Origin of the sequence: Bacillus sp. FJAT-50079, from assembly GCF_018343515.1 — a bacterium.
Classification (GTDB): domain Bacteria; phylum Bacillota; class Bacilli; order Bacillales; family Bacillaceae_C; genus Lederbergia.
On sequence record NZ_JAGYPD010000005.1, the window covers coordinates 335,505 to 362,222 of the forward strand.

Sequence of the window (26,718 nt, forward strand, 5' to 3'; positions counted from 1 at the left end):
TCCTTTATTTCACCGTAATCGTTGTGCTCATATATTGATGACCAGCGCCGCAATATTCATTACAAAGCACTAAATATTCGCCAGGTTCATCAAATTTTTGTTTAATTTTTTGAATATGCCCTGGCATAACCATTGCGTTAACATTCGTTCCAGCAATTTGGAAGCCATGAATGACATCTTTAGAAGTCATTGTAAAGTGTACGGTTGCCCCTGCAGGAATTTCAATATTTCCTGGATTAAAATTAAATACTTCCAACGTCATCACTACTTCATATTCGTTTTCCCCAATTTCAAAGACGCCTGGTTGGTCGAATGGTGCTGTTTCATCTACTTTTTGCGGGTCAATCGTCTCTGTATGGCTCGGTGGCCCCATTCCAAGAGCAAATGTTTGATATCCCGTTAACAGCATGAATCCTAAGATCATTCCGAAGCTAATGATTAGCCATATCTCTTCAGATCGATGCATTTTCATCTTTTTCCCCTCCTATACTCTTGCCATATATAGGCCATAAAGTACTAAATACGTAATCAAAATGACGAAGCCAACGACACCGACTGAAAACATCGTCCCTTTATACGTTTCTTTTTCCTCTTTATTTAAAGGTGATTTCGACTCATTCACTGCTTTCATAGAACTGAGACCTCCCTTATTCATTTTGTATCTTTAGTGTAGTTGATAGTGATTCTCACCATTGTGAGGAATATCACACTTATTGAAAATATTTTTTAATAAATATAGCAAGCCAAATTTTAATCGTTATCGTTTTATAATTAATATAATTACTGGTATATTCCTAATCTTTTTGCTATCATTAATAGTGTACAAATTCATGTCAGGGAGTGAGATCCAATGAGTGAGAATAAAAATCAGAAAAGAATGACTACAGCAGCTGGTGCTCCAGTTAGTAACAATCAGGATTCAATGACGGCTGGTCCTAGAGGGCCAATGTTATTGCAAGATGTTTGGTTTTTAGAAAAAATGGCTCATTTCGATCGAGAGGTAATTCCTGAGCGGCGTATGCATGCGAAGGGATCTGGTGCATATGGCACATTTACCGTAACACATGATATTTCGAAGTACACGAGGGCGAAAATTTTCTCGGATATTGGCAAGAAAACGGACATGTTCGCGCGCTTTTCAACCGTTGCTGGTGAGCGTGGGGCCGCTGATGCAGAACGCGATATTCGGGGATTCGCTTTACGATTTTATACCGAAGAAGGTAACTGGGATATCGTCGGAAACAATACACCTGTATTTTTCTTCCGCGACCCGCTAAAATTCCCAGATTTAAACCACGCCGTTAAGCGTGACCCGCGCACAAATATGCGCAGTGCAAATAATAACTGGGATTTTTGGACAAACTTACCTGAAGCTCTTCATCAAGTAACGATCGTCATGAGTGATCGCGGAATTCCGAAATCTTATCGGACGATGCACGGCTTCGGAAGTCATGCATTCAGTATGATTAACGCAGAAAATGAACGCGTTTGGGTGAAGTTCCATTTTCGTTCCCAACAAGGAATTGAAAACTTAACGGATGAAGAGGCAATTGATGTCGTCGGCGTTGACCGTGAAAGCCATCAAAGAGATTTATATGAGGCGATTGAAGAAGGCAATTTCCCGAAATGGAAAATGTACATCCAAGTCATGACAGAAGAACAAGCAAACAATATGCCATATAACCCGTTTGACTTAACAAAAGTATGGTATAAAAAGGATTTCCCATTGATTGAAGTTGGAGAATTTGAGCTAAACCGAAATCCGGATAACTATTTTGCTGAAGTAGAGCAAGCTGCCTTCACACCAGCAAACGTTGTACCTGGTATTAGCTTCTCCCCTGACAAAATGTTACAAGGAAGACTTTTCTCTTACGGTGATGCGCAACGGTACCGTTTAGGTGTCAACCATCATCAAATTCCGGTCAATCAACCAAGATGTCCAGTACATAGCTTCCACCGCGATGGAGCAATGAGAGTGGACGGAAACGCTGGCAGCACACTCCATTATGAGCCGAATAGTTATGGTGAGTGGAAAGAACAGCCTGAATACAGCGAACCTGCTCTATCCCTTTACGGCAATGCAGACCGGTGGAATTTCAGAGAAGATGATGATAATTACTACGAACAACCTGGAAAGCTCTTTAATTTAATGAGCGCCGAGCAAAAGCAGGCGCTATTCGAAAATACAGCAGCCAATATTGGGCCAGCTGATAAACATATTCAACTACGTCATATAAAAAATTGTTACAAAGCCGATCCGGCCTACGGCCAAGGCGTAGCCGAAGCACTCGGCATCGCTTGGAGTGAGCTAGAAGTAGCCGTAGAATTGGATGATTAATTGCAAGGGAGCAGCGAAATGAGGCTGCTCCTTTTTGTTTTATCGACATTCACTTATTCAGATGACAATTAAAGTTGGAAAATGATTTGCGATGGTGACCGTATCAAAAACTTTAAAATGAGAACTTAGACTGTTAGACGGTGGCTAATTGACCGCTTCCTGTCGAGAGTCGAGAAAGCGGTTCATTCGAAAGATCCTGATCGACAGGTTCTTATCCAAAAGTGAGATGGCTAGCCATTGGGCAGTTCCTAATCGACTGGTTTCCATCTAAAATCAAGAGGACCGGCGATTAGACAGTGGCTTATCGACAAGGTACTATGCATATTCATGATATTTGTCCATTAGGAACGCCCTTATCGACTGGTTTCCATCTAAAATCAAGAAGATCGGCTATTAGACAGTGGCTTATCGACAAGGTACTATGCATATTCATGATATTTGTCCATTAGAAACGCCCTTATCGACTCGTTCTTAGCTAAAATCAAGACGACCGGCTATTAGACAGTTCCTTATCGACCAGGTACTATGCATATTCATGATATTTGTCCATTAGGAACGCCCTTATCGACTCGTTCTTAGCTAAAATCAAGACGACCGGCTATTAGACAGTCCCTTATCGACCAGGTACTATGCATATTCATGATATTTGTCCATTAGGAACGCCCTTATCGACTGGTTTCCATCTAAAATCAAGACGACCGGCGATTAGACAGTGGCTTATCGACCAGGTACTATGCATATTCATGATATTTGTCCATTAGGAACGCCCTTATCGACTCGTTCTCATCTAAAATCAAGATGACTGGCTATTAGACAGTCGCTTATCGACCAGGTACTATACATATTCATAATGTTTGTCCATTAGGCAATCCCTTATCGACTGATTCTCATCTAAAATCAAGAGGACTGGCGATTAGACAGTGGCTTATCGACCAAGTACTATACAATTTCATGAAGTTTGTCCATTAGGCAATTCCTAATCGACTGATTCTCATCTAAAATCAAGAGGACTGGCGATTAGGTAGTTCTTATCGATCAGTTTTCACCGGGCTAGAGCAAGAACTTGGAAGATTAGACAATCTTCATTTTCTCGCTTCTTGTCTAAAGTCGTAATATCGGTTCATTAACAATCTGTACATCATTAACCACTCTTCTACGGGCTAGCTCCAGATTCTTCAAGCAGCTTGTTAAATCTCCCACAAATTCCATGGATATTCGTTTGGTGGCTTTGAATGAACTTCCACTATTTCTTTCGTTGTTGGATGTGGAAAATTTAATGTTCGAGCCCATAATGCGATTTGTTGCCCAGGACGATTTACTTTTGGCCCATATTTTTGATCGCCATAAAGTGGCAGTCCGGATGCTGAGAGTTGGACGCGGATTTGATGTGAACGCCCTGTATGCAGACGAACGGCAAGTAGACTTAGTTTGTCTCTCGTTCCTATTAATTCGTATTCAAGTACTGCCTTTTTTGCTTGCTTATGATCTGCTGAAACCGCGTGGACTTTATTCTTTTTTGTGTCTTTATATAGATAGTGTTCCAATATTCCCTGATTTTCCTGTGGTTTTCCTCTCACAACAGCGATGTACCAGCGGTCAAGCTCTCCTTTTCGGATCACATCCGATAATCGCGATGCGGACTTAGATGTTTTCGCAAATACCATCACACCTCCGACAGGACGATCAAGACGATGAACAAGCCCTAAATAGACATTTCCAGGCTTTTGGTAGCGAATTTTTAAGTCTTGTTTTAAAATCGTCAATAAATCATTGTCACCGCTATTATCTGCTTGTACAGGAATATTTACTGGTTTTTCAACAACGAGTACATGGTTATCTTCATATAGAATCGGTATATTCATCATTGCTCTCCTTACCTTTTGTACCCATCATTATACATGGTAGAAAAATTTTTTTCGCATAATATGTTTATCCTCCTTTGATTCGGGTAAATAGAAAATACAAGGCGAAACAACCATTGGATGATATGTATGTAGACGGGGAGTTTACAGTTACATTCAATGGATGAAATGCACAGCCTTGGCGGAAAGTTTGCTTCGCTGGCGATTTGGTACACTCGTCAAGAACCAAACATGGTTCTATTCACAGTGTTTTATCGTAATTGGCAGTAGATTTTTTGTGAAAGTGCAACTTGAAGACTGACTGCAAAAAGGGATGTTTCCTATGCCAGGTAGGCAATGACAGTCAGATCCATCAAACTGCATTGACGGGTATTTTATTGTTCGTCAGGAAGGACAGTTTGGGAAATGTGAAATGGAATAAACAAATTTTCCGTGTGCACCCCTTTTTGAGCGGGCTGAAAAAGAGGAGAAAAATGCCAAGAAACCTCTATAATATTCTGCTTATACTGAAAGGTAATCAATCATGTGGGTGGAAATTAGGTTTCGAACGTTCTTTTTCTCGGACATTGTAGCCACCTCTTAAAGGGCAAAGGAAAAGGCATGGTCCTATTCGGATCACGCCTTTTTCTTTACCCTTTAATGCATCCCCTTCCATTCTCCTTGATTTTTCGATGACTTTGCTTTTTTAGCTTTTTCCTTATGTGCGCGATTAGCATTTGCGCTACCAAATTCTTTAGAGAATTCTGCATCCGTTTTACTTTGGTCAAATCCTTGTTTATTCTTTTGTTCCGCATCTTTTTTCTTCGTTCGTTTCGCCATGGGACATCCTCCTCATTTCATCTTTATTATGAGAAAGGAGAGAGAAAATATTCGTCACCATGTAGATTGTCGGTTTTTCCTTTTTACTTCCTCCACATCCGTATCGCTATATATTGTTGTACCTTTCCCACCCGTTGTTTGGGCTAGCCATTCCTTTACTTCATTGTAAGACATGCCCGATTGCTCATTTTTTCTTTTCACTTCATTAATATTTGTTCCGGCTACTGTGAATATGTCATTTGAACGATTTTCGTCATTTGTTTTCATCACGCCACTCCTATTTTCGTTTCACGTTAGCTTCTCCTGAAATCCTTTTCTCATTCAGATGAATCATAATGAGACCTATCACCATCGAGATTGATCGTCTATGACCATTTGATCATAAGAGAAATTACCTTAAACTTCCCATTCATTTCTATTTATTTTATGTTACAATGGATCACAATATAGAAATCACAATACAAAATGCCGATTTCTGGATTTACTTTCTAATGAAATTTTAATCTTATCCTCATTGTTCTTTTAAATTGGATCGTTATGATGGTAATACAGAAGCAAGACATGATTAAAATCTTTAGAAAATGAAAATAGGAGGAGGTTTTCAACATGGTTCAAGATTTTGAGGTAAAAACGCTTTTCGAAGGACAAATTCACGAGCGTCAACAATTTACATTAAGCATTGAAGGCAATAAATATCAGGGGATTTTTCATGAAAAGGAAATTCAATGGTTTCATCCCCACCCTAAAAATATTCTCGAAGAGGAAGATCTTGAGAATGTTGAAACCAAGGTTTATGATTTAATAACCAATGAAGAAATTGAAAACTTTGAAGTAAAACCATTATTTAAAAATCAAATTCATGAACGTCAGCAATTTACATTAAATATCGAAGGTCACACATATCAAGGAATTTATCATGATGAAGAAATCCAATGGTTCCACCCCCATCCGAAAAATGTTCTTGAAGAGGAAGACCTTGAAAATATGGAATCTAAAGTATCTAACTTAATGACAAATAAATTAGAGCATTAGATTTACATGTGGCTGCCTGTTTGGGCAGCCACATTTTTTATTCATTTGCAAACGTCTAATTCGATTAAATCTATAAGTTTTTAAAGTGATCAAGAGTTCTGTTTGTTCCTCGCTAGCTAATCCTTACTGTAAGCTATGCCGAATTATCATAGATTTCAACTCCTTTGTTAATTCACATCATGCAGGTTAGGCTTTTAACATTCATTTTTCCGAATCACTTAGTGAGAAATTGCCCACTACTCGATCTCCGAAGATTATTCGTATCTGTTAACCAAATTTCATACGCCCTTTCACTCATCTGAGCGATTATTTGATTAAGTGCGCCATATTGGGCATTATTATCCTGCTTTCATCTCCTTGTACTTATATAAACATCCCCCTATTCTGATTTTTAAGTTGATCGATTGTAAAAGACTATATCTAATCTTCCGTTTATTCATTATAATTGTAACCAATCTAGATTTTTGAGGAGTGTTTGACAATGGACGATCAATGGAATGCCCATTTGTATGACAGAAAACATGCTTTCGTTTCACAATATGGTGAGTCGCTCATTGATTTATTGGCTCCAATGAAAGGAGAAAAGATTCTTGATCTCGGCTGTGGTACAGGAGATTTAGCTAAACGTTTGTCCGATTTAGACACAAATATTATTGGCGTTGATCAATCGGAAAATATGGTAAATCAAGCATTAAACAAGTATCCGAATCTTTCCTTTCAAGTGCAAAACGCACTCGATTTACCGTACAATAACGAGTTTGATGCTGTCTTTTCAAACGCAACCTTGCATTGGATAAAACCGCCAGAACGAGTATTACATAGCATTTTTAATAGCTTGAAAAAAGGAGGTAGATTGGTTGCTGAATTTGGCGGAATAGGAAATGTCCAAAGTATTACCGAGGAAATGATCCATCAAATCGAGAAGCTAGGAATGGAGTATGATTATACGCAATTTCCTTGGTATTTTCCTAGCATTGGTGAATATACAGCTTTAATGGAGAAGATTGGATTCCACGTAACATTTGCCCATCACTTTGCACGTCCTACTCCTTTAGAAGGGGAAAATGGGCTTAGAAATTGGATCACCATGTTTGCGGATAACCTATTAGCAGGCTTCACTGAAGAAAAAAAAGAAATAGTTATCGAGAATGCGGAAAAACGTTTAAAACATATTCTATATGTGGATGGTCAATGGATCGCGGATTATAAGCGAATTCGTGTAATTGGAGTGAAGGTACAATAGATACATGAAAGCATGCTTAGAATTAGCATGCTTTCATTTTTGTCTACAATAATGACGTTTATAAAGCTACCCGCCCTGTATGTGTTTTTTCTGTCATCCGCTCAATCGATTGAAAGCATTGATAAGCTAACCACATATTTAAATGGCATAAAAAGGTGATGCCAAAAAGAGGAATAAAGCCCGGTAAATAAATAAAAAAGTAATACGCTGTTACGCATGTAATGATCATGGCGATCAGGTTTGCGGGATGTAAAAAGGCAATGATTAACGCTTGCTTCAAATACTCAAACAAGCTTAGTTTATAATGAACATAAACTGGAAACACATAAAAAAGTAAGATAATGAACACAACCGCAATTAAGAGCATTAGGAAGCTCATAATTAGGCTGCCAGATCCTTCAAAGCTTCTGAAAAAGAATAAATTAAACGTAATTAAGAGAGCCAAGATAAGCAACATAGCTCCAAATCTGTTTGAACGCAAAAACTCCTTCCGATACACATGCCAAAATGTTTTTGTAATCGGAATATCTTCCTCGCCCATCGCTGTTTTTCTCGCAATTGAATAAAGGGCAATCGTACTAGGCATTATCCCTAAGAGAATCCCACCTAATAAAGTAAAGCCAACCCATAATACATTTAAATAAAAGAAATGAGTAATCCATCGACAAACATTGTAAATCCCTGTTAATAATCGATTCATTTGCATTTTTCCCCACTCCTTCCTAAGCAATCGGAATGGACAAGTTACGATTTCAACCCACTTGTACTAATCCCTTCCACGATATATTTTTGGAAGATAAAAAAGATAATAAAGACGGGTAATAAACTAACCGTCGTCATCGCAAACATAGCCCCCCAGTTCGTTACCGCATTAGGATCCGAAAAAAGCTTTAATGCCAAAGAAACAGGATATTTTTCAGGAGTAACTAAGTATAATAATGGTCCCATAAAGTCATCCCAGCGCCAATAGAATGAAAAAATAGCTGCTGTCATCATTGCCGGAACAACTAATGGCACAATAATTCTAAAGAAAATTGAAATTGTATTGCAGCCATCAATTCTCGCAGCTTGGTCTAGTTCGGTTGGAATTGTTCTAATAAACTGCATGATCAAAAATATAAAGAATGGCACTCCGAAAAAGGTTGGCAAAATTAATGGAAGATACGTATCAATCCACCCAAAACTATTAAACATAATATACTGTGGAATCATGACCATTTCATATGGAAGCATCATTGTCAGCATCATTAATACAAACCAAATATTTCTTCCGACGAACTTCACCCTTGAAAAGCCATAGGCAATAAAAGTGGATGAGATAATACTGCCAATTGTTGATATAAACGTAATAATGAAGGAATTTTTGAAAAAGGTGGAGAATGTTATGCCTCCAAATCCTTTCCATCCTTCTTTAAAATTCGAAAAATCCCATGAAGTTGGAATTAATTTATGAGCATCAACAAAAACGGTGGAACTTTCCTTAAAGGAGCTCATTGTCATCCAGGCAAGTGGGTACAGCATGATTGCGGTAAAAATGATGAGCCCTATATGTAAAAGTATTTTGTTATTCCTTTTTTTCGTCCTTATATCCATCTTGGTAGGCTCCCTTCCTTATTAATCACCGTAATGTACCCATTTATCTGAACTCTTAAAAATAAGTGCGGTTAAAAAAGCAATGATAATCAGCATTACCCACGCCATCGCTGAAGCGTAACCCATATCAAAAAATTCAAACGCTCTTCGATACATATAAAGAACATATAATAACGTACTGTTCATTGGTCCTCCATTTGTTACGATAAAACTAGGCGTAAAGGCCATAAATCCTTGAATCGTTTGCATTACAGTATTGAATAAAATAACCGGAGTGAGCAGTGGAATCGTAATTTTCATAAACTGTTGCCAAGGCTTAGCTCCATCTACGCTTGATGCTTCATAATACGTTTGTGGTATATTCCTCAGCCCAGCAAGGAAAATTAACATAGATGAACCAAATTGCCACCCGTATAGAGCAACCAATGTCCAAATGGCTGTATCTGGATCGCCTAACCATGAATGAGTAGGCAAACCTAGCATTGCTAAAATTGAATTAAGCGCCCCATCAATTCCGAATAATTGTCTCCACATGATCGCAATACCGATGCTTCCTCCAACAACAGACGGCAAGTAAAGGAGTGTACGATACAAACCAACAGCCTCTACCACTTTATTTAGAACAACTGCCACAAATAAAGCAAAAATCAATCTTATTGGTACAGCAGTAGCCGCGTAAAAAAACGTTACTTTTAATGATTCCTTCCAAGTTTTATCCGCTGTAAACATCCGCTCATAATTTCCCAGTCCTATCCAATTGCCTTGACCACCCATCGTATAATCGGTAAATGATAAATATAATGAATATAAAATCGGATAAAGGGTCAAACCAATTAAGCCAATAATAAAAGGTGAAATAAAAAGATAGCCCATACGATTTTCATAATCGGTTTTTAATTTTCGCCTTCGCGGCGTTTTCATCGGTGTTTCGGGTGTTATTTCTAGTTTATTTATTGCCACCATACTCACCCTTTCCCAAGTTTCTCCTGATATAAATGGTCCTGGTCATTTACATGAACACAGGACCATTTATTAAAGGTACGATTCTTACGTTTATTTCTTGCGATTCAAGATCGTCTCCGCTTCTTTTCTAAATTCCGCTGCCCCTTCTTCAGGTGACAACTTCTTATACATGACCATCTCATCCACATTCGCTAATTCCGTTAATACTTCGGATGCTTCAGGCGGGAAGTTGGAATCAATTGGTGTGCTATTCTCCGTTACATACTCAATATATTCAAATACCTTTTTATCGACGTCCCCTAAATTAGCTGACATGGCATTCCTAATTTCTTCTTTAATTGGAATTCCACGATCTGTACCGCCGATATTATATACCTCAATATTATTCGTAAAGAAATCGATAAACTTAGCCGCTTCCTCTTTCTTTGTGGAATTTTCTGCAATGGACCAGAACATAGCTGGTTTTAAATACATCCCTTTTGTATTGTTTGCACCAGGCAATAGATTTAATTCTAGTTCTCTTCCAGATGCAGTCGTCACAACTCCAACTTGATTTGACCATCTCCAATCGATGGCAGCCTTCCCGTGAACAATCAGTTCATCTTCCGGTCCCTGCACTTGTTGAATCACGTCATAGCCAGGCAGTGAACCAGCTTCATACAGCTTTAGGTTAAGCTTAAAATAATCGATCAGTAATTGATCATCATCATAACCTAATCCTGTTCCATCATCGTTAAATAAGCGATATCCTTGCTCTCTTAAATAATATTCAAAAATATTTTTCGGCTCTGGTAATCTTGCACCGAAATTACCTGTTTTATCTTTTACAGCTGTAACAACATTTTCATAGTCTTCCCATGTCCAATCATGTTTCATTTCTACCCCGGCTTCCTCCATCATCGCAGGGTCATAAAGGGCAGTTAATGCATTCGTTCCAGTAGGGATGCCTAATAGTTTGTCATCTTTTATACCGGAATCCATTACCGTTTCGCTCACCCCGTCTAAATTAAGCGTTCCATCTTTAACAAAAGGATTTAAATCAGCCAGTAATCCTTGTGAAGCGTATAAATTTAAATATTCACCAAAGTTTTGCTGCATAATATCAGGTAAGTTATTTCCAGCAGCCTGTGCGGCCATTCTTTCAAAATAACCATCAAAGCCAGTAAACTCAGGTTCAATCTTCACATGCGGATTTTGCTCTTCATACAGTTCAATAATTTTTAGCGTCATATCATGTCTTCCTTGGGAGCCCCACCACGACATTCTTAATGTAACTTGTTCTGGTTCTTCTTTAACCGGTTGTTCTTCTTTGTTTTCTTTTTCTTGTTCATTTCCAGTGTCGTTTGTACTTGATGAACCTTGTTCTGTCCCCCCGGAGCAGGCAGCTAATACAACAGCAAATACAACTGTTAATATTAAGAGCAAATATTTCTTCATTAATCCCCCTCCATCCTTTTATTGTAAACGCTTTCTATATCCTCTTTACTATATTGCATTTCAACATTTCGAAAAATAAAAAAATCAGAGGTGAATGTATAAAAATTAGACAAAAAGAAAAAGGAAGATTTTTTACCTCCTCCTTTAACTATTGAACAATCCCATGATGATGTTTATATTCCGTTGGCGTAAAACCTGTCTGCTTCTTGAATACTTGGCTAAAATAGCGGGGATTATTTCCGAATCCTACTTTCTTTGCTACTTCTATTGTCTTCATTTCTTCTGGTTGTTCAAATAATTCAATTGCCTTTTTAATACGTTGGTCTATTAAATAGGTGGAAAATTTCTCTCCCATTTCCTTTTTAAATAATTTCCCAAGATAATCGGAATTCATATAAACGACTTCATTTGCAATTTTCGTAATCGACAATCCTTCCTCGTTAAGATGTTCAGCCACATATTCGATTGCCTTTTTTATAATTGAGCTTTGTGTTTGTTTCGTATTTGAATAATAGAGTCGAGTTACCCCCTGTGCAATCGTCACCATAAACTCTCTAATTTGCTCAAATGTAGATAATTGGACTAATTGAATGATTTGTTTAAATAAGGCATCCCTATGCTCTTTATTTGCTTGTCTAATCATCGACATAAATAATTCTAAACTATGTGTTTTCACTAGATGCTCATCATACATATCCTGTTGTAAATGAACGAAAAATTGATCTACATAGCTGCGAACCCTAATTAAATCGCCGTTACGAATTGCGCGTATGAGTTCTTCGTGGTCAAATTGGAAACTTGTTTCATTCGTTTCTTTTTCTTCACAATCTTGCTTCGTAATAATACTTCCTTCTCCTAAATAGAATCTCCTCATTAAATAATCCAGTGCCTCATTGTAAAGTTTTCGCACTTCTTGTATATAACCTGAACTACTTATTGCCGTCGTAAACGTAAGCTGATAAACATTTGTAAAAATTTGTTGGACACCTTTTAATAATTCAATAAACTGCTCCACTTCAATATTTTGTGTGATTATAATAATTTTCTCACCAATCGTTGTATTTAATAAGACCGGCCACTTTTTTATTTCATTTGCAAGCGTTTCTTTCAAAGCAAAAATATGTTCATATTCATGTTCGTTTTCAATCATTAATATGAGCACCCGGAATTGTATGTTGTTTACTTCAATATCAAAAAGAGTTTGATAATATTCCCACTCTTTCACTCCATATTTTTTATTTGTAATGTAATCTTTTAAAAATTGCTCCTTCGCTCGCGGAAGAATTCGTTCCAGTTTTTGATTCATTGATGAAAGGAATTGTTCTTTTCGCTTTTGTTCATTGATCTCCTCGACAACTTTTAGAAGGGCTTGTTCAATTTTTGTTTCATTGCTCGGTTTCAGCAAATAATGTCTTACATTGTATGCCATTGCTGTTTTGGCATATTCAAACTCATCATAACCCGAAAGAATAATAAACCTTACATGTGGATATGACGTATGAATTTTTTCAATTAGCTCAATTCCATTCATTCCAGGCATTTTTATATCGGTTATGACAATATCAGGGACACGCTTCTCCACATACTCTAAGGCCATTTGGCCATGATACGCCTCCCCAACGAGCTTCGTTCCACATTTTTCCCAATCTACAAGCATCGCGATTCCTTGTAAAATATGAATCTCATCATCGACCAATAAAACTTTATACAATTTCTTCACCTCGTCATGAAAGGTAAGGTTATAACAACCTTTGTTCCAGAACCTTTTTTACTTTCGATGTGAATTCCATATTCATTCCCAAACATTAATTTAATTCGTTCATTTATATTAAATAGACCAATTCCGGAACCTTTTGATCGTATTTTCCCCTCATAAATGGTTTGGATGGTTTCCTCTTCCATACCTGGACCATTATCAATGACTATAATTTGCAGTTGATCTTCAAGCGTTTCACAGTAAATTGTAATCTCACATTCGGAAACTATTTCCTCCAATCCATGCTGGATCGCGTTTTCGACAATTGGCTGAATCGTTAATTTTGGGATACTATATTTTTTTATGTCGTCTTCTCCATAAATTGTGTACCGAAGCCTCTTTTCATAACGATATTTTTGAATCGTAATATAATGATGAACAATATCAAATTCCTCTTCAATCGTGATCAAGGGGGCCTTTTTACTAATAATATTTCTCATCATATTTCCCAATGCCTCTGCTAGACTCGAAATCTTATCTTGTTTATTCATTCTTGCTAGCCAATTAATTGAATCAAGTGTATTGTATAAAAAATGTGGATTAATTTGTGCTTGAAGTGCCTTATATTGCGTCTCCTTTATAATTAGCTGTTTTTGATAATTTTCTCTAATTAGTTCGTTAATTTCTTTTAACATTAAACTAAAATGTTTTTGCATTTGGCCAATTTCGTCTTTTTGATAGTTTTCATTCGTAAAATGCAAGTCTTCAAACGTTCCTGTCTGAACTTGCTTCATTTTTTCGGTTAATTCTTCAATCGGCTTTGATATCGCCTTTGCCGCTCTTCTACTGATAAAAACGGTTAACACGATCATAAAGATAAAAAACATGATCATTACATGGGTGATAATCTTCGTTTTTTCCGCGATATGATCGTAAGGAAGAACATGATAATAGGTTAGATTTGAATAGGCAGATGTTTGAAATGTAATAAAAGATTTTTTCCCTTCAATTTCACTAATATGATAACCACGTTTCTGACCATATGTATCTCTTTCAAGAAATTCATCGATACCGCTTTCAGACAGACCATCCTTATAAAGAATGTCATCCCCCTTTGTAATAATAATTTTACGATCAATCGGGTAATTCAACAGCTTCCTAAGTAAATTCTTTGTATCAATTTTTATATAAAGGATGCCAAGATGATCCAGCTTAACATTTTCCGTCCGTCGAATTTGTCTAGCGGATAATAACGTATCTTGTTCTAAACTTCCCCACACATTCGCCCCTTGAAAATTATAGATTTCTTCGTTATATATTTCTAAATCATGATGTGAGCCATAATCATATCCGCCAATATAAGGCTCTGAATGATAGTCAATCATTTGAACAGATGTAATATACCACTCCATATTGGCATAAGCAGCCAATCGTTCAGTGAGCATCATCCTTGTCTTATATGCTTGGTAATCAAGAGGATTAGACTTAATCGTACGCAAATACATTTGGAACATACTATCCGTACTAATTTGAAACGACATTTTTTCCACCTTTTTCAGCTCTTCATCTAATATCGTTGACCATAAAAGCAGACTTTCGGCTGACTCGGTGTAAATCCGTTCTTCGTACATTTTAGAAAAATAGTGAAATAAAAAAAGTACTGTTAAACTGAATAGAAATAGTAGGAATAAGGTAACAAAGAAGATTTTATTTTTGATCGTATTAAAATAATTAAATAAGCGACTTATCTTCACTCTTTCCCCCCTAACCATTTGTTCAGGGTTTGAAACTTTCACAGTTATATTGTTATTCCTGTAATGACTAGGCTGAAAGAAAAAAAACTTCATTATCATCATTAGGTCTTAATTCACATTTATTACTTAAGTATAAACAGTTTTATCAGTAGTCCGCAACCGAAATTTGAAGATTTAAAATATTCGCTTCACGCAATTTAAAATAACAAAGAAACAACTTATTATAAGTGCTCTTTTGCCATTAAATTTATTTCACTGAAATATATATATCGACCTGGCTATTTTCAGGATCGGCCGCCCGCTCATCATATACTTCAAAATCAGTGGAGAAAGCCCTCTCATTATGTTGAGTCCATTCCCAAATTTCTTGCCATGCTTCAACAACCACTTCTTGGACGGGTCCTTTTCTCGTTGTGAATATTACATACTTGCCTTTAGGGATCTCAATCGTTTTCATTCCTTTGACAGTACTTGAAGCCTCTGTTATTTCAGCTCCAATTGCAAATGTATACATTCCCGCTTCATCCGATTCATAATCCGTATATAAAGCAATAATAGAGGAATTCTTCTTATTCTGTATGTTCTTCCACAGATCAAATTTGTAAAAATTTTCCCACTGCGCAGCGATCACCCCTTCTCCATTCATTTCTGCCCGATTATTTGTCCGAGCTGGAATGCCGATAAAGATAAATCCTTTCAGCGCTACACGATTTTTTCCAACCATCCGAAACCCTCCTATTCATTTGCTAACAACAAAAGTAATTGCATTCGTCTTTAACAAAACTGGCTTTTCATTTCTAACAATTTTATATTCTAATCGTTTTACGATCGTATCCAATTGCTTCCAACCCAAGTATGCCTCCTGTAACTTCTTTATCATCTCGTTTGTAGGGATATTGAGCTCAATCAATGCATCGAGTTTTTCATTTGTCTCAATATTTATTTCTTCCACTTCAGAATTGACGATAATACAATTGATGCCATTTTCTTTCGTCCCTTTCGCCATTCGTTCAAGCGTCTTAGTAAAAATCGCTTCTGTTCGTACATGCTCAAGACTGGAAACAGCAACAATCAGATCAAACTCATCGGGATTAATTGGATAATGTTCAATGTCAGCTTTAACCGTTTGAATCACTTCGTTCACTTGATACTTTTCACTATATTGCACTAATTTTTCTAATGCCGAATCTAGCAGATCAACACAGATGACCTTTCCTTCTTTTTCTTTTATCGCTTTGGCCAATGGAATGCTATTTCTCCCTACACCCGCACCTAAATCAAGAATCATTGGTTGCGGGCTGTCAGCCAAGAGAGGAATAAGATCGATCACTGTTTTAACAGGCTTATGAAGCCATGATCCTGCTTCAAAAAGCTTGTAATGATCGTAACAAAAATCGTGATATTCCTTTTCTTCTTTTCTGATAAATTCAATTCTATCCATGATTTCTCTCCATTTCTTTTAACTAATGATCATTTCGATATGCAAATGTAAATCCCTCTATTTTTCCATCACATGGTACGATATAGAAAAAGGAGGAGCTAACGTGAACATTTCTTTAATTGCTGCGATGGATATAAATCGTGTGATCGGTCAGAATAATGATCTTCCTTGGAGATTACCGAGGGATTGGCAACATTTGAAAAAGATAACAATGGGGCATCCGATTATTTTAGGGAGAAAAAACTTTGAATCGATTGGGAGACCTTTGCCGGGAAGAAGAAATATTATACTTACTAGAAATAGTCGTTGTACATACGATGGCTGTGAAATTGCCCACACTATTGAAGATGTTTTTGAACTGTGTAAAGGTGAAGAGGAAATATTTATTTTCGGAGGAGAACAAATTTATCAAATGTTTCTTCCTTATGTTGAAAGGATGTATATAACAAAGATTCATCATTCATTTGAAGGAGATACATATTTTCCAGACTTTGATCATGAAGAATGGAAAGAGGTTTCCGTTGAAAAGGGCATCACTGATGAAAAGAATCCTTTTGTTTATTATTTTCATCTGTATGAAAGAAAAAGAACGACTCTTTAATTATTAAAGCAGCTTCCGATATGAATAAGGAGTGGGAAGATTAAATAGATAAAAGGAGCTTGCTTGAAATGAAAAAGGGGATTTTTATCTTGATCAGTATGTTCTTACTATGTGCCTGTTCGAAAGCGACAGAGAATATACAAGAAGATCAGGAAGTCAATATTGGACAACAAGAAGAGGATATAGCGGCAAATAACGAATTAGCTGAAGTTGATGACCATGAGGTAGAACAAGAAGGTCAACCATCTTTTATTCATTCTAGCGGAAATGTGAAGGCGGGTGGACGTTTCATTTATGCGAATGATTGGGTCTACTTTGCCAATCTTTTTGATGAAAACCATTTATATAAAATGAAAGCCGATGGGACGGAAGTAAGTAAGTTGACTGAGCATCCCGTCACTAATATTCAACTGGTCAGGGATTGGATTTACTATGTACAGTTAGACTATGACGACATGTATCCCATTCACTTATCAATCAATAGAGTGAACGTAGATGGCGGTGATGCAAGTGTTGTATTAGAACATCCTGTTGGCGAATTACATGTTTTTGGTAATGACCTGATCTTTATTATGGATGATAAGGTCCATACAATGAATATCAATGAGAAAGAAGCAGTCTCCCTTCCTTATACCGCTTTTTCAATGAGTGTGTTTGAAAATCAAATCGTTTTTTATAATCATGCTGGTTATCATTTAGGTGATATTAAAGGTTCAGAAGCTGAAGAACTTTTTCTAGAGAGCTACGGGGATTTCGTCTTTGAGGAAAATAATCTGTATTTTACCCATTTTGAAGGTGAGTCAGGGCTTTTCCGTTACTCATTGGCAGATAAGGAAAAATACCATATCATTACAGAACCAGTTGACTTTTTTAATGTGGATGGAAATACGATATATTACTCAACAGCTGAAAATGAAGTTGATCGTTCCATCTATTCTGTTAATACATCTGGTGAAGATAAAACAGATTTGGGTGCATATATAACTTCAATCTATCTTTTTGATCAATATTTGCTTGGAGATTATGCCCGCCAAGGGGTTGGTGCCATCATCCTTATGAATCGAGAAACAGGAGAATCAAAAGAATTATTTATCGATGCACAATAATCATAGGTTTAACAAGAGGTGCCATGAAGCTGTTGCACCTCTTGTTTTTTACTCATGATGATTCATTCAATATGAGTTGATTTTCCTGCGATGTTCTTAATTCGACAGTAAGCGATCCATTCTTTGTATATGCCTTTAATAAAAATGGAATACCCGTTGTATTTTGAAAGCGAAAATCTAAGCCACCGTATGATACCGTCGCATCCCGTCCATTTGGAACATAACCAACATTTAAGGAATGATGATGTTTTTCCACATATGAAACAGCAAGTTTATCTACCGCATTGAATAAGGTCGATGAAGTTTGGCAAATGCCCCCACCGATCCCTTCAACGAGTTTTCCATTTAACGCTTCCATTGCTTTTTGATAACCGTGTTCCTCATCACTCGGACCAACCGTCGTATTAAAGGAAAATATGTCCCCAACTCCAACAATGACATTATTGATCGCATCTGCGGAAAGCTCAATATTCTTCGTCCTTCCGGCTACACTGCTATCAAAAGTTGTTGAATAGGATGCGATGACTACTTCCTCCAATTGCGGCACTTCTTCCGGTTTATATCCGCTTTCGCTTACATAAAGAGGTAGCTCTACGATGCCTCCATCTTTAAAGGCGTTGATCACTTTTTCAGATAGCTCTGCTTCCTCTAAAATCACTCGAGGAGTTCCTTTGATGACCTGTCCGTTTTCACCTATTATATCCGGAATCATTCTTTGGTCATAGCCTTCCGCTGTTTCTGTTCCTCTCGCCAACTCCCTTGCCCATTGTTCGATTTCCTTTTTATTTTCTTCATCGTTAATGTCCATTTCCAGAGGATAAAACGTTTGAATGACCTCATTTGTCCTCGGATCGACCACTTCCACTGTCATCGGGTTTTCCACTTCTATTTGTGTCTCTTCTTCTTTTTTATCGTACATATCAATTTTCTTTTGTAATTCAGCGATTTTCTCCTCCAACTCTTCTTCTTTTGCGTTTTTGTTGGCGCATCCTGCCATTCCTATTAAACTAGCAACGAATACAATCATCATGAGCGAGCGAAATGTCTTCATCATTTCCCATCTTTCTTTGTCTTATTTCACCTCTTCATTGTATTCAGCTCAATTTTTTATATGCCAAACATTTCTCTCACCAACAACAATATGTATTATAATTTACATAGTGTTTATTAAAGGAGCGATCGTATGTCTATGACTTCCAATGATTTAAGGGTATATCGAACTCGAAAATATTTGAAAAAGGCGTTTATTTCCCTGCTTGAAGAGCAAGAATTCTACAAAATTTCTGTTCAAGCTCTTACAAAAAAGGCTGAAATTAATCGAGTTACCTATTATCTCCATTATCAAGATATGGATGATTTTATCGAACAATTTTTACAAGATCTGCTCGATGAGATTGAAACCATTTTGATGGCAAAATATGACGCACCTGAGGAGCCCGACTATGAGCTTAATATACTTGTCACCTTTCTTGAATACATCTCTGCCAATTCTCATATTTATAAAACTTTAATGGTTTCCAAAAGTATTCCATATTTCACGCCACGCCTTATAGAATTGATGCAAAAAATGATTTTACAAGACGAAACTCATACTTCTCCTGCATTTCAAGGCTCAGATATCCCAAAAGATATTGCTGCCTGGTACGGGACATCTGCAATGGTCGGGACCATTGCACTTTGGTTAGGTGAAGATATGCCTTATTCTCCACATTACTTAGCGAAACAAATGGTTAAACTGAATCCTTTCTTCCCTAAAATCCGCTAACATATCATTCACATTTGTCTAAGATTGAATCATTTTTTTACATTATCCATTTATATGTAGTTTAATTGTCATCATCTAACGAACTGTAGATTGTGGAATCCTTAAATTCCTTTTACGATAAAGGAGAATTATTTATTTAAGGGGGTCGTCTAAATTGATGAAAGCCGGTATTTATCACGGGCAGCAAGATGTACGTGTTGAGGAACGTCCTATACCAACTGTTGGACCAAAAGATGTTCTAATCCGTAATTTGCGCGGAGGAATCTGTGGCACAGATATTAATATTATTAAAGCTGGAAATGAGATGGGGATTCGCTTCGGAAAAGAATTTGGTCATGAATTATTTGGTGAGGTCGTTAAAATAGGTGCAGAAGTCACAGATGTAAAAGTAGGAATGCGAGTAGGCCTCAACCCAATTACAGCTAAACGTGCGGGACGCCGTTATTCGCTTGAAGTAGGTGGCTTCTCGCAATATGTATTAGTTGAGGACGCTGCCTTAAACTACAATTTATATGAATTTGCAGACGATGTAACGCCTGAAGAAGCCGTACTAATGGAACCGATGAGCGTCGGTTTTCATGGTGCATTTAGTACCAATCCACAAATTGGCGAAAATATTGTCGTTTTAGGAGCTGGGCCGATCGGCCTCTCCGCTGCTGCAAGCTTAATTGGGGAGGGGATTTATAATGTCGCGGTTGTTGACATCGATGACTGGCGTTTAGCAAAAGCAAGAGAATTAGGAGCGAAAACAATCAATACGAAAGAAGAATCATTAGCAAAAGGCTTGAGTAGGCACTTTGGTCAAGTAAATGTATACGGTATGGATGTACCAAATGTAGATGCCTTTGTCGATGCAGCCGGCGCCCCAATTCTATTTGAAGAAGTAATGGACATTGTTAAACCTAACGCAAGAATCGCAATTATCGCCGTATACAAGCAAGAAGTTCCTATCAATCTAGCACAAGTGATGAGTAAAGAAGTTAAAATTATTGGTGCAAGTGGCTATACACATGAAGATATTACAAAAGTCATTGCCCATATTAACGAAAGAAAAACACCTATCGCGACAATGGTAACGCAAGTATATCATTTAAATAGCATTCAAGAAGCGTTCAATAAAGCGATTGAAGCAAGTGAAACGATTAAAGTAGTAGTGGATTTGACCTAATAATTAATAAAATGAGGCTGGGACAAAAGGTTTTTATCAAATCAAAATACGAACGCTAGCTACTGCAAATGACTTACTTCAGACATATACTTCGCTAAGGTATTGCATTGTTTCGCCTATGGAATTGATCACTTAAGTTATGTCCCAGCCTCATTTTCTCAAAATTATGCTTCTCGGCACACCGTGGAATATTTCTTATTGTTTCGACTGATCATATAAGCGATATATATTCCAATCAGCCTTTTCAGGCGTAATATATAAATCTAGTCAGTAGTCGTTTTTAATGCAAGGGGAGCAAAAACGTCTATCAATGGGTGAAAAGAATCCTCCAGTCTAAAGACCACAGAACATTATCGAATGACTGACAATCAAAAAGACACTTAAATTATCCGTTATCAAAGGAACTCACCATTTCTTTTGATACGCTCCATATGGATATAAGTCTCCTAGCTAAGCAAGGGAAAATTAAAAAATAGATGATGAAGTGAAATCATCCCCAAAGGTCATCATTGCCGACTAAAAATGTTATACAGAAAAGGTGCGCCTATTTTGACGCACCTCTTTTTCAATCAAAAAACTTCATATGCTCTTTTTCCTGTTTATAATAAGCTAAACGATCTTGTAAAGTACCTGTATGAAATTCAAACTTATGTCCATCGGGATCACTAAAGTAGATCGATTTTTTATCCCGTTTATCTCTTGGACGGCCTGGAAGGATATGCACTTGTAGCTTCTTTAACTTTTCATACATCTGATCGAAATCTGCTTCATCAATTGTGAAGGCAATATGTGTGTACGATTGTTTGATTTCATTGCGGGGAATTAATTTTTCTTCATTTAAAGCGAACCACATCCCATTTACATCAAAATAGGCGGTGCTCCTCCCTTTTACTAATAATTTTGCGTCGAACACTTGCTGATAAAATTGGATCGATGTTTCTAGATGAGAAACAGAGAATAGAAAATGATTAAACCCTTTGATCATAAATATCTCCTCTATTTTAATAGTGGATAAGGACTTCGCAATGGACGAAAAACTTTAATGATTTGCCATGCTTATTTTCTTCGCCTCAGAAATAATCGCGTTTATTAACGATTCCACACTTTGATTTTTCGCCAATCTCGGACTTTGTCCAGACCAAAGAGACATGAACTCGCAATTATTTTGTTTACTAGATGCTTTTCTAATTGATTGAGTAAGTGTATTTTGTATTGGGAAAACTGGAAAATCCACTTCAAAATCTTGCATCTCCCGAATCAATTGATTTTTTATCCCTCTTGCCCATTTTCCCGAAAAAGCGCGCGTTACTGCTGTTTCATCTTCATCACTATTAAGGATCGCATCCTTGTGCATTTGATGTGCCCCGCTCTCGCTGCATGTTAAAAAGGCTGTACCCATTTGCACCGCTTTTGCTCCTAAACAAATGGCGGCCATCACCCCTCTTCCATCCATAATTCCTCCGGCAGCGATGACAGGAATGCTGACATGGTCAACAACTTGAGGAATTAACGACATTAAACCGATCATGCCATCTTCTGCGGAAGAAATAAAATTCCCACGATGTCCCCCTGCTTCACTCCCTTGCACGACAACGATATCCATCCCGCTTTTTTCGACTTCAATTGCTTCCTTCACTGTCGTAGCAGTCCCTATTAATATGATCCCTTTTTGTTTTAAAGCGGATATGACTTCTTTTGACGGGATGCCAAACGTAAAAGAACAAACAGGGATCTTCTCTTCAATGATAACTTGTATTTGCTCATGAAAAATATGAAAATATTCTTTTGGACTAGGAAGCTTCACATTTTCTTGTTTTATGTTTAATTGGTCACGTATCGGCTGCAATAACTGATTACTTATTACAATGTCGTTTTCCTTCACTGTAAATTCATTAGGGACAAATAGATTGATGCCAAATTGGTTTGCAGTTAATTTCCTTACATCCTTAATTTGCTCGCGTATTTGACCAGGACTCATATAACCTGCTCCGATCATACCAAGACCACCATGATTGGAAACGGCAGAAACAAGTGATGATGTTGTTACCCCACCTGCCATTGGCGCTTGAATAATTGGATGCTCAATTTGTAGATCGTCCGTCAAGTCATTACGTAACATCGTATACACCCCATCGATATAAAAATTATAAATCTAGAGATAAGCGTATCATATCCCGGCATTGAATCCCGTTCTCGACAATCTTTTGCTGATAATGCCTGATGAAAAAGTCTCTGTCTATACCTATGATTCGAAAACCACATTTTTGATACAAGGCCAATGGTCCAATACTCGAATTTCCAGTGCCCACTTCAATCACTTTATATTTCCTTTTCGCTCTTTGAATAGCGTCCATTACTAATTGTTTTCCTAATCCATTTCCTTGCTGCTCTTCTCTTATTGCAATATTTACTAATTCTACTACACCAATTCTTATGGGAAGCAGCACATAAACGCCAATCATCTCTCCATCCTTTTCAGCAAGAAAACACTCTCCCTTGTTGACGTAATCTTCAATCTTCTCCGGAGAAGGATCAGCTAACAGCAATAAATCCATTGGAGCTTGCTCATGCTCATGCAGTCCTCTAATCTTCATTTTCTCACTCCAGTTCTTTCTATCATTCATTTATAATTGACAATATTATACCATGCCCACCAATCGTCACTTCCAATTATCCATATAGGCTCCATCCTATCCTTCAAAAAACATTTGACAACTTTGTGAACAAGGTGAATAATAAGATAAAAGGGGGCAATACAATGAACGTTCATGAAAAATTATTAAATGCGGTTAAATATATTGGTTATTCAATCCTTACAATTGGAAGCGCTCTATTTTTATACGGATTTTTTGTAAGCGATAGCAGTACAGTGACAAGCATTGGAATTGGTACCGTAATGGGAGCGATTTTTATCTTTTTAATGGGGGTTTTTTTCGTAGCGACGGAGGAAGTGCAGGAAAGAACAGATAAAGGCATTAGGCTGATTTCGTCTAAAGAATAGTAAAAGGAGCGCCACTATCGGCGCTCCTCGCATTATTACATATCCCAAATTAAAATGAGCAATGTCCCGAAAATCGTAACGAGAGCAATCGCAAATCCATAGAAAAGATTCGTATAAATCGATCCTTTATCTCCGGTTTCGCCAGCATGCATAAAGACAATGAGCTGAACGAGTGCTTGAATAAAAGCAGTGGCCAAGAGAATGGTCATTCCAACTGCAAATGATAAATCAAAGAAATAAACAGCTAAAGCAACGACAGTAAGGACTAATGAGAAGATGAAGCCCATTACTTGCTTTCTTGGGAATAATTCGCTCATATTACATCATTCCTTTCAAATAGACGAAGCTGAAAATAAAGATCCAAACGACATCTAAGAAGTGCCAATAAAGGGAAAAGATGAATGATTTATTCGCTGTTGCAGGCGTTAATCCGCGTTTTTTCACTTGCAGAATTATAAATAATCCCCAAAATAAACCAACTGTTACGTGTGCCCCATGCGTACCTAATGTTGTAAGCAGAACCGCAGTAAATGCACTCGTTTGAAGACCTGCCCCAATATGCACATAATGTGCAAACTCATAAATTTCTACTCCTAAAAAGGTAAGGCCAAGAAGCAGTGTGATCGCAAAGAATGTGATCATCGCATTCTTTCTACCTAATCTCATTGCATGAACACCAAGCCCGATTGTAAAACTACTCGTTAAAAGGACAAATGTTTCAACAAGTACAGGAGCAATTTCAAAAATCTCTGAACCTGCCGGCCCGCTTCCCGTACGATCCACTAATGTGAAATAAGTAGCGAAAAGTGTGGCAAACAGCATAACTTCGGCTCCAAGGAAAATCCAGAACCCTAATATATTTAATTTATTTTGATCCGTACTATATTCAAGTGGGAGCGAGTGATCCATCTTCATTAGCTAACACCTCGCAGTTTTTTTTCTGTTTCTTCAACTTCTTTAACAGAAATATAATATCCGTCATCCTTCTCAAATGAACGATGAGCCATACAAATAAAAATGGCGATCGTTGTAATAATGGCTGGAATCCACATACTAAATACGAATGAGAATCCCCATACGAAGAAAATACAACTCATAATAAATGGAACACCACTATTATTTGGCATATGGATCTTTTCCACTTTCCCAGGGAATAAAGGAATATTCTTCTTCTTCGCATCCCAGAACGCTTCGATTGAATTCACTTGCGGCGTAACGGCAAAGTTATAAGTTGGAACCGGGCTATGTGTCGCCCATTCAAGTGAGCGTGCATCCCATGGATCTGAGCTAATATTTCTTGATGCATACCGTGTGCTGTAATATACGTTATAAACTATTAAAGCAAAACCGATTGCAAGACCGACTGCTCCGGCGAAGGATAGCAAGTTCAACGGACCAAATCCAGTTGCTTCAGAATATGTGTACATTCTGCGTGCTTGACCGTCTAAACCAGTGAAAAACATCGGGAAGAAGGTAACATTAAAGCTAATCGCAATAAACCAGAATGCCCATTTTCCGATTCTTTCGTTAAGCATAAAGCCAAACATTTTTGGCCACCAATACGTAAGACCAGCGAGCATCGCAAATACGACCCCAGGAATAATCGTATAGTGGAAGTGAGCGACTAAGAACATCGTATTATGATATTGATAATCGGCACTTGCCATACCAAGCATAACCCCAGTTACTCCACCGATCGTAAAAATCGGAATAAAGCCGACTGCATAAAGCATTGGAACCGAAAATTTGATTTTCCCTTTCCACATCGTCAATAGCCAGTTGAAAATCTTAATTCCAGTCGGAATCGCAATCGCCATTGTTGTAATCGAGAAAATACTATTCGTTAGTGGACCTTGCCCCATTGTAAAGAAATGGTGTGTCCAAACTAGGAATGAGAAAAACGAAATAATAACGATCGAACCGACCATCGATTTATAACCGTAAAGATTTCGCCGTGAAAAAGTCGAGATGATTTCACTGTAAATACCGAATGCCGGCAGAATTAAAATGTATACTTCAGGATGTCCCCAAACCCAGAAAAGGTTGGCCCAAAGCATGTCCATCCCGCCATTTGTTGTTGTAAAGAAGTTTGCGCCAAACAGGCGATCCATAGTCCCTAATAAAAGAGCAATTGTTAATACTGGGAAAGCATAAACTACAATGATATTCGTAATAAAAGCAGTCCATGTAAACATCGGCATTTTCATCAATGTCATGCCTGGTGCTCTCATTTTCAAAATCGTTGTAATAAAGTTAATCCCCGATATTAATGTCCCAATACCAGCAATTTGGATCGAAAGCATATAATAATTCGTTCCGACCGATTGACTGAAATCATTGCTCGCTAGCGGGAAATAGGATGTCCAACCTGCATCAGGTGAACCACCGACAACGAAAGAAATATTGAACAGCATCGCTCCCATGAAAAACAACCAAAAACTAAGTGCGTTTAAGCGTGGGAATGCCACATCACGTGCACCAATTTGTAATGGAACAACGAAATTCATTAACGCATAAATAAATGGCATCGCCATAAAAATAATCATGACTACTCCGTGCGTAGTAAATACTTCATTATAGTGCTGCGCGTCTAACAATGTATTATCAGGGACGGCCGTTTGTGCCCTCATCATCAGAGCATCTACGCCACCACGGAATAACATAAGTAAAGCGGAAATTAAATACATAATACCAATTCGTTTATGGTCGACCGTAGTCAACCATTCACGCCATAAATAACCCCATTTTTTAAAATAGGTTAAGCCGACTAGGATGGCGATAACCGTAAGGCCGATCGCAACCATCGAAGCATAAATTGCCGGGCTTGGGTGTGGAATGGCAAATCGATCAAAGTAACTCATACTTTTGACTCCTTTCATGCAAATCGATTTGGTAACAA

General features: G+C 37.5%; 28 protein-coding genes. 8 read left to right on the forward strand and 20 right to left on the reverse strand.

All coding sequences use genetic code 11. The annotated features are described in order from the left end of the window. Nucleotides 1-4 precede the first annotated feature (4 nt). Together KHA95_RS15260 and KHA95_RS15265 are read right to left on the reverse strand one after the other, a co-directional pair. Nucleotides 5-472 carry a cytochrome c oxidase subunit II gene (locus tag KHA95_RS15260; protein WP_213138378.1) on the reverse strand — a complete coding sequence of 156 codons (468 nt, stop codon included), beginning with the start codon at nt 470-472 and terminating at the stop codon, nt 5-7. Between the two features lie 12 nt (nt 473-484). Beyond that, nucleotides 485-631: a hypothetical protein gene (locus tag KHA95_RS15265; RefSeq protein ID WP_213138379.1), complete on the reverse strand. Its 147-nt coding sequence runs from the start codon at nt 629-631 to the stop codon at nt 485-487. Nucleotides 632-850: 219 nt separating this feature from the next. On the opposite strand from KHA95_RS15265, the gene KHA95_RS15270 reads away from it, so the two are divergent. Next, nucleotides 851-2,338, forward strand: a complete 1,488-nt coding sequence (locus KHA95_RS15270) for a catalase (protein WP_213138380.1) — start codon at nt 851-853, stop codon at nt 2,336-2,338. A gap of 1,187 nt (nt 2,339-3,525) precedes the next feature. On the opposite strand, the gene KHA95_RS15275 is transcribed toward KHA95_RS15270, so the two are convergent. The 3 genes from KHA95_RS15275 to KHA95_RS15285 all read right to left on the reverse strand — a co-directional run bounded on the left by KHA95_RS15275 (nt 3,526) and on the right by KHA95_RS15285 (nt 5,286). After that, nucleotides 3,526-4,200: an RluA family pseudouridine synthase gene (locus tag KHA95_RS15275; protein ID WP_213138381.1), complete on the reverse strand. Its 675-nt coding sequence runs from the start codon at nt 4,198-4,200 to the stop codon at nt 3,526-3,528. A gap of 636 nt (nt 4,201-4,836) precedes the next feature. Then, complete coding sequence (locus tag KHA95_RS15280; protein WP_213138382.1) at nt 4,837-5,019, reverse strand: hypothetical protein; 183 nt, start codon at nt 5,017-5,019, stop codon at nt 4,837-4,839. 54 nt (nt 5,020-5,073) lie between these two features. Next, nucleotides 5,074-5,286 carry a gamma-type small acid-soluble spore protein gene (locus KHA95_RS15285; protein ID WP_213138383.1) on the reverse strand — a complete coding sequence of 71 codons (213 nt, stop codon included), beginning with the start codon at nt 5,284-5,286 and terminating at the stop codon, nt 5,074-5,076. A gap of 339 nt (nt 5,287-5,625) precedes the next feature. Here KHA95_RS15285 and KHA95_RS15290 point away from each other — a divergent pair, with 339 nt between their 5' ends. Next, nucleotides 5,626-6,051: a DUF5342 family protein gene (locus KHA95_RS15290; protein WP_213138384.1), complete on the forward strand. Its 426-nt coding sequence runs from the start codon at nt 5,626-5,628 to the stop codon at nt 6,049-6,051. A 460-nt stretch (nt 6,052-6,511) separates the two neighbouring features. Then, the gene (locus KHA95_RS15295) at nt 6,512-7,294 is read left to right on the forward strand and encodes a class I SAM-dependent methyltransferase (RefSeq protein WP_481748453.1); all 783 of its coding nucleotides are present in this window, start codon (nt 6,512-6,514) and stop codon (nt 7,292-7,294) included. A gap of 58 nt (nt 7,295-7,352) precedes the next feature. Here the strand turns inward: KHA95_RS15295 and KHA95_RS15300 are convergent, their stop codons facing one another. From KHA95_RS15300 to KHA95_RS15335, 8 genes are all read right to left on the reverse strand, one after another. Beyond that, entirely contained in the window at nt 7,353-8,000 is a 648-nt protein-coding gene (locus KHA95_RS15300; protein WP_213138386.1) for a YesL family protein, read from the reverse strand. A 38-nt stretch (nt 8,001-8,038) separates the two neighbouring features. Next, nucleotides 8,039-8,887, reverse strand: a complete 849-nt coding sequence (locus tag KHA95_RS15305; RefSeq protein ID WP_213138387.1) for a carbohydrate ABC transporter permease — start codon at nt 8,885-8,887, stop codon at nt 8,039-8,041. Nucleotides 8,888-8,908: 21 nt separating this feature from the next. Then, the gene (locus tag KHA95_RS15310; protein ID WP_213138574.1) at nt 8,909-9,808 is read right to left on the reverse strand and encodes a carbohydrate ABC transporter permease; all 900 of its coding nucleotides are present in this window, start codon (nt 9,806-9,808) and stop codon (nt 8,909-8,911) included. 132 nt (nt 9,809-9,940) lie between these two features. After that, complete coding sequence (locus tag KHA95_RS15315; RefSeq protein WP_213138388.1) at nt 9,941-11,287, reverse strand: ABC transporter substrate-binding protein; 1,347 nt, start codon at nt 11,285-11,287, stop codon at nt 9,941-9,943. Nucleotides 11,288-11,435: 148 nt separating this feature from the next. Continuing rightward, the gene (locus KHA95_RS15320; protein ID WP_213138389.1) at nt 11,436-12,998 is read right to left on the reverse strand and encodes a response regulator; all 1,563 of its coding nucleotides are present in this window, start codon (nt 12,996-12,998) and stop codon (nt 11,436-11,438) included. Between the two features lie 5 nt (nt 12,999-13,003). Then, on the reverse strand, nt 13,004-14,737 hold the full coding sequence (locus tag KHA95_RS23285; RefSeq protein ID WP_213138390.1) for a sensor histidine kinase: 1,734 nt from the start codon (nt 14,735-14,737) through the stop codon (nt 13,004-13,006). 247 nt (nt 14,738-14,984) lie between these two features. Further along, nucleotides 14,985-15,461: a GyrI-like domain-containing protein gene (locus KHA95_RS15330; RefSeq protein ID WP_213138391.1), complete on the reverse strand. Its 477-nt coding sequence runs from the start codon at nt 15,459-15,461 to the stop codon at nt 14,985-14,987. A 15-nt stretch (nt 15,462-15,476) separates the two neighbouring features. Beyond that, a complete protein-coding gene (locus KHA95_RS15335) occupies nt 15,477-16,178 on the reverse strand; it encodes a class I SAM-dependent methyltransferase (protein ID WP_213138392.1) in 702 nt (233 codons plus the stop codon). 103 nt (nt 16,179-16,281) lie between these two features. Between KHA95_RS15335 and KHA95_RS15340 the strand changes: the two genes are divergently transcribed. Continuing rightward, on the forward strand, nt 16,282-16,779 hold the full coding sequence (locus tag KHA95_RS15340; protein WP_213138393.1) for a dihydrofolate reductase: 498 nt from the start codon (nt 16,282-16,284) through the stop codon (nt 16,777-16,779). 68 nt (nt 16,780-16,847) lie between these two features. Beyond that, nucleotides 16,848-17,885, forward strand: a complete 1,038-nt coding sequence (locus KHA95_RS15345) for a DUF5050 domain-containing protein (RefSeq protein WP_213138394.1) — start codon at nt 16,848-16,850, stop codon at nt 17,883-17,885. Between the two features lie 52 nt (nt 17,886-17,937). On the opposite strand, the gene KHA95_RS15350 is transcribed toward KHA95_RS15345, so the two are convergent. Further along, nucleotides 17,938-18,939, reverse strand: coding sequence for a VanW family protein (locus KHA95_RS15350; protein WP_481748448.1), 1,002 nt, complete (start codon nt 18,937-18,939; stop codon nt 17,938-17,940). A gap of 129 nt (nt 18,940-19,068) precedes the next feature. On the opposite strand from KHA95_RS15350, the gene KHA95_RS15355 reads away from it, so the two are divergent. Both KHA95_RS15355 and KHA95_RS15360 read left to right on the forward strand, forming a co-directional pair. Further along, a complete protein-coding gene (locus tag KHA95_RS15355; RefSeq protein ID WP_213138395.1) occupies nt 19,069-19,650 on the forward strand; it encodes a TetR/AcrR family transcriptional regulator in 582 nt (193 codons plus the stop codon). A gap of 157 nt (nt 19,651-19,807) precedes the next feature. After that, complete coding sequence (locus KHA95_RS15360; protein WP_213138576.1) at nt 19,808-20,818, forward strand: zinc-dependent alcohol dehydrogenase; 1,011 nt, start codon at nt 19,808-19,810, stop codon at nt 20,816-20,818. A 565-nt stretch (nt 20,819-21,383) separates the two neighbouring features. Here the strand turns inward: KHA95_RS15360 and fosM are convergent. From fosM to KHA95_RS15375, 3 genes are read right to left on the reverse strand one after another with little or no spacing between them, the layout of a single operon-like run. Then, a complete protein-coding gene (gene fosM / locus KHA95_RS15365; RefSeq protein WP_213138396.1) occupies nt 21,384-21,803 on the reverse strand; it encodes a FosM family fosfomycin resistance protein in 420 nt (139 codons plus the stop codon). 54 nt (nt 21,804-21,857) lie between these two features. Continuing rightward, nucleotides 21,858-22,937, reverse strand: coding sequence for an NAD(P)H-dependent flavin oxidoreductase (locus tag KHA95_RS15370; protein WP_213138397.1), 1,080 nt, complete (start codon nt 22,935-22,937; stop codon nt 21,858-21,860). Nucleotides 22,938-22,962: 25 nt separating this feature from the next. Next, nucleotides 22,963-23,412 (reverse strand): GNAT family N-acetyltransferase, encoded by a 450-nt coding sequence (locus KHA95_RS15375; protein ID WP_213138398.1) that lies wholly within the window; start codon nt 23,410-23,412, stop codon nt 22,963-22,965. Nucleotides 23,413-23,576: 164 nt separating this feature from the next. Here KHA95_RS15375 and KHA95_RS15380 point away from each other — a divergent pair, with 164 nt between their 5' ends. Then, complete coding sequence (locus tag KHA95_RS15380; protein WP_213138399.1) at nt 23,577-23,819, forward strand: hypothetical protein; 243 nt, start codon at nt 23,577-23,579, stop codon at nt 23,817-23,819. A gap of 35 nt (nt 23,820-23,854) precedes the next feature. On the opposite strand, the gene qoxD is transcribed toward KHA95_RS15380, so the two are convergent. From qoxD to qoxB, 3 genes are read right to left on the reverse strand one after another with little or no spacing between them, the layout of a single operon-like run. Beyond that, nucleotides 23,855-24,136 carry a cytochrome aa3 quinol oxidase subunit IV gene (gene qoxD, locus KHA95_RS15385; RefSeq protein ID WP_213138400.1) on the reverse strand — a complete coding sequence of 94 codons (282 nt, stop codon included), beginning with the start codon at nt 24,134-24,136 and terminating at the stop codon, nt 23,855-23,857. Nucleotide 24,137: 1 nt separating this feature from the next. Beyond that, nucleotides 24,138-24,734 (reverse strand): cytochrome aa3 quinol oxidase subunit III, encoded by a 597-nt coding sequence (qoxC, locus tag KHA95_RS15390; protein WP_213138401.1) that lies wholly within the window; start codon nt 24,732-24,734, stop codon nt 24,138-24,140. After that, on the reverse strand, nt 24,734-26,680 hold the full coding sequence (gene qoxB, locus KHA95_RS15395; protein ID WP_213138402.1) for a cytochrome aa3 quinol oxidase subunit I: 1,947 nt from the start codon (nt 26,678-26,680) through the stop codon (nt 24,734-24,736). Before qoxB ends, qoxC begins: the two co-directional genes overlap by 1 nt. Nucleotides 26,681-26,718: the final 38 nt, after the last annotated feature.

Bases quoted from the DNA above. Each gene is read 5' to 3' on its own strand.
- KHA95_RS15260 (WP_213138378.1), bottom strand. From the start codon at position 472: ATGAAAATGCATCGATCTGAAGAGATATGGCTAATCATTAGCTTCGGA.
- KHA95_RS15265 (WP_213138379.1), bottom strand. From the start codon at position 631: ATGAAAGCAGTGAATGAGTCGAAATCACCTTTAAATAAAGAGGAAAAA.
- KHA95_RS15270 (WP_213138380.1), top strand. From the start codon at position 851: ATGAGTGAGAATAAAAATCAGAAAAGAATGACTACAGCAGCTGGTGCT.
- KHA95_RS15275 (WP_213138381.1), bottom strand. From the start codon at position 4,200: ATGAATATACCGATTCTATATGAAGATAACCATGTACTCGTTGTTGAA.
- KHA95_RS15280 (WP_213138382.1), bottom strand. From the start codon at position 5,019: ATGGCGAAACGAACGAAGAAAAAAGATGCGGAACAAAAGAATAAACAA.
- KHA95_RS15285 (WP_213138383.1), bottom strand. From the start codon at position 5,286: ATGAAAACAAATGACGAAAATCGTTCAAATGACATATTCACAGTAGCC.
- KHA95_RS15290 (WP_213138384.1), top strand. From the start codon at position 5,626: ATGGTTCAAGATTTTGAGGTAAAAACGCTTTTCGAAGGACAAATTCAC.
- KHA95_RS15300 (WP_213138386.1), bottom strand. From the start codon at position 8,000: ATGCAAATGAATCGATTATTAACAGGGATTTACAATGTTTGTCGATGG.
- KHA95_RS15305 (WP_213138387.1), bottom strand. From the start codon at position 8,887: ATGGATATAAGGACGAAAAAAAGGAATAACAAAATACTTTTACATATA.
- KHA95_RS15310 (WP_213138574.1), bottom strand. From the start codon at position 9,808: ATGAAAACGCCGCGAAGGCGAAAATTAAAAACCGATTATGAAAATCGT.
- KHA95_RS15315 (WP_213138388.1), bottom strand. From the start codon at position 11,287: ATGAAGAAATATTTGCTCTTAATATTAACAGTTGTATTTGCTGTTGTA.
- KHA95_RS15330 (WP_213138391.1), bottom strand. From the start codon at position 15,461: ATGGTTGGAAAAAATCGTGTAGCGCTGAAAGGATTTATCTTTATCGGC.
- KHA95_RS15335 (WP_213138392.1), bottom strand. From the start codon at position 16,178: ATGGATAGAATTGAATTTATCAGAAAAGAAGAAAAGGAATATCACGAT.
- KHA95_RS15345 (WP_213138394.1), top strand. From the start codon at position 16,848: ATGAAAAAGGGGATTTTTATCTTGATCAGTATGTTCTTACTATGTGCC.
- KHA95_RS15350 (WP_481748448.1), bottom strand. From the start codon at position 18,939: ATGATGAAGACATTTCGCTCGCTCATGATGATTGTATTCGTTGCTAGT.
- KHA95_RS15355 (WP_213138395.1), top strand. From the start codon at position 19,069: ATGTCTATGACTTCCAATGATTTAAGGGTATATCGAACTCGAAAATAT.
- KHA95_RS15360 (WP_213138576.1), top strand. From the start codon at position 19,808: ATGAAAGCCGGTATTTATCACGGGCAGCAAGATGTACGTGTTGAGGAA.
- fosM (WP_213138396.1), bottom strand. From the start codon at position 21,803: ATGATCAAAGGGTTTAATCATTTTCTATTCTCTGTTTCTCATCTAGAA.
- KHA95_RS15370 (WP_213138397.1), bottom strand. From the start codon at position 22,937: ATGTTACGTAATGACTTGACGGACGATCTACAAATTGAGCATCCAATT.
- KHA95_RS15375 (WP_213138398.1), bottom strand. From the start codon at position 23,412: ATGAAGATTAGAGGACTGCATGAGCATGAGCAAGCTCCAATGGATTTA.
- KHA95_RS15380 (WP_213138399.1), top strand. From the start codon at position 23,577: ATGAACGTTCATGAAAAATTATTAAATGCGGTTAAATATATTGGTTAT.
- qoxD (WP_213138400.1), bottom strand. From the start codon at position 24,136: ATGAGCGAATTATTCCCAAGAAAGCAAGTAATGGGCTTCATCTTCTCA.
- qoxC (WP_213138401.1), bottom strand. From the start codon at position 24,734: ATGAAGATGGATCACTCGCTCCCACTTGAATATAGTACGGATCAAAAT.
- qoxB (WP_213138402.1), bottom strand. From the start codon at position 26,680: ATGAGTTACTTTGATCGATTTGCCATTCCACACCCAAGCCCGGCAATT.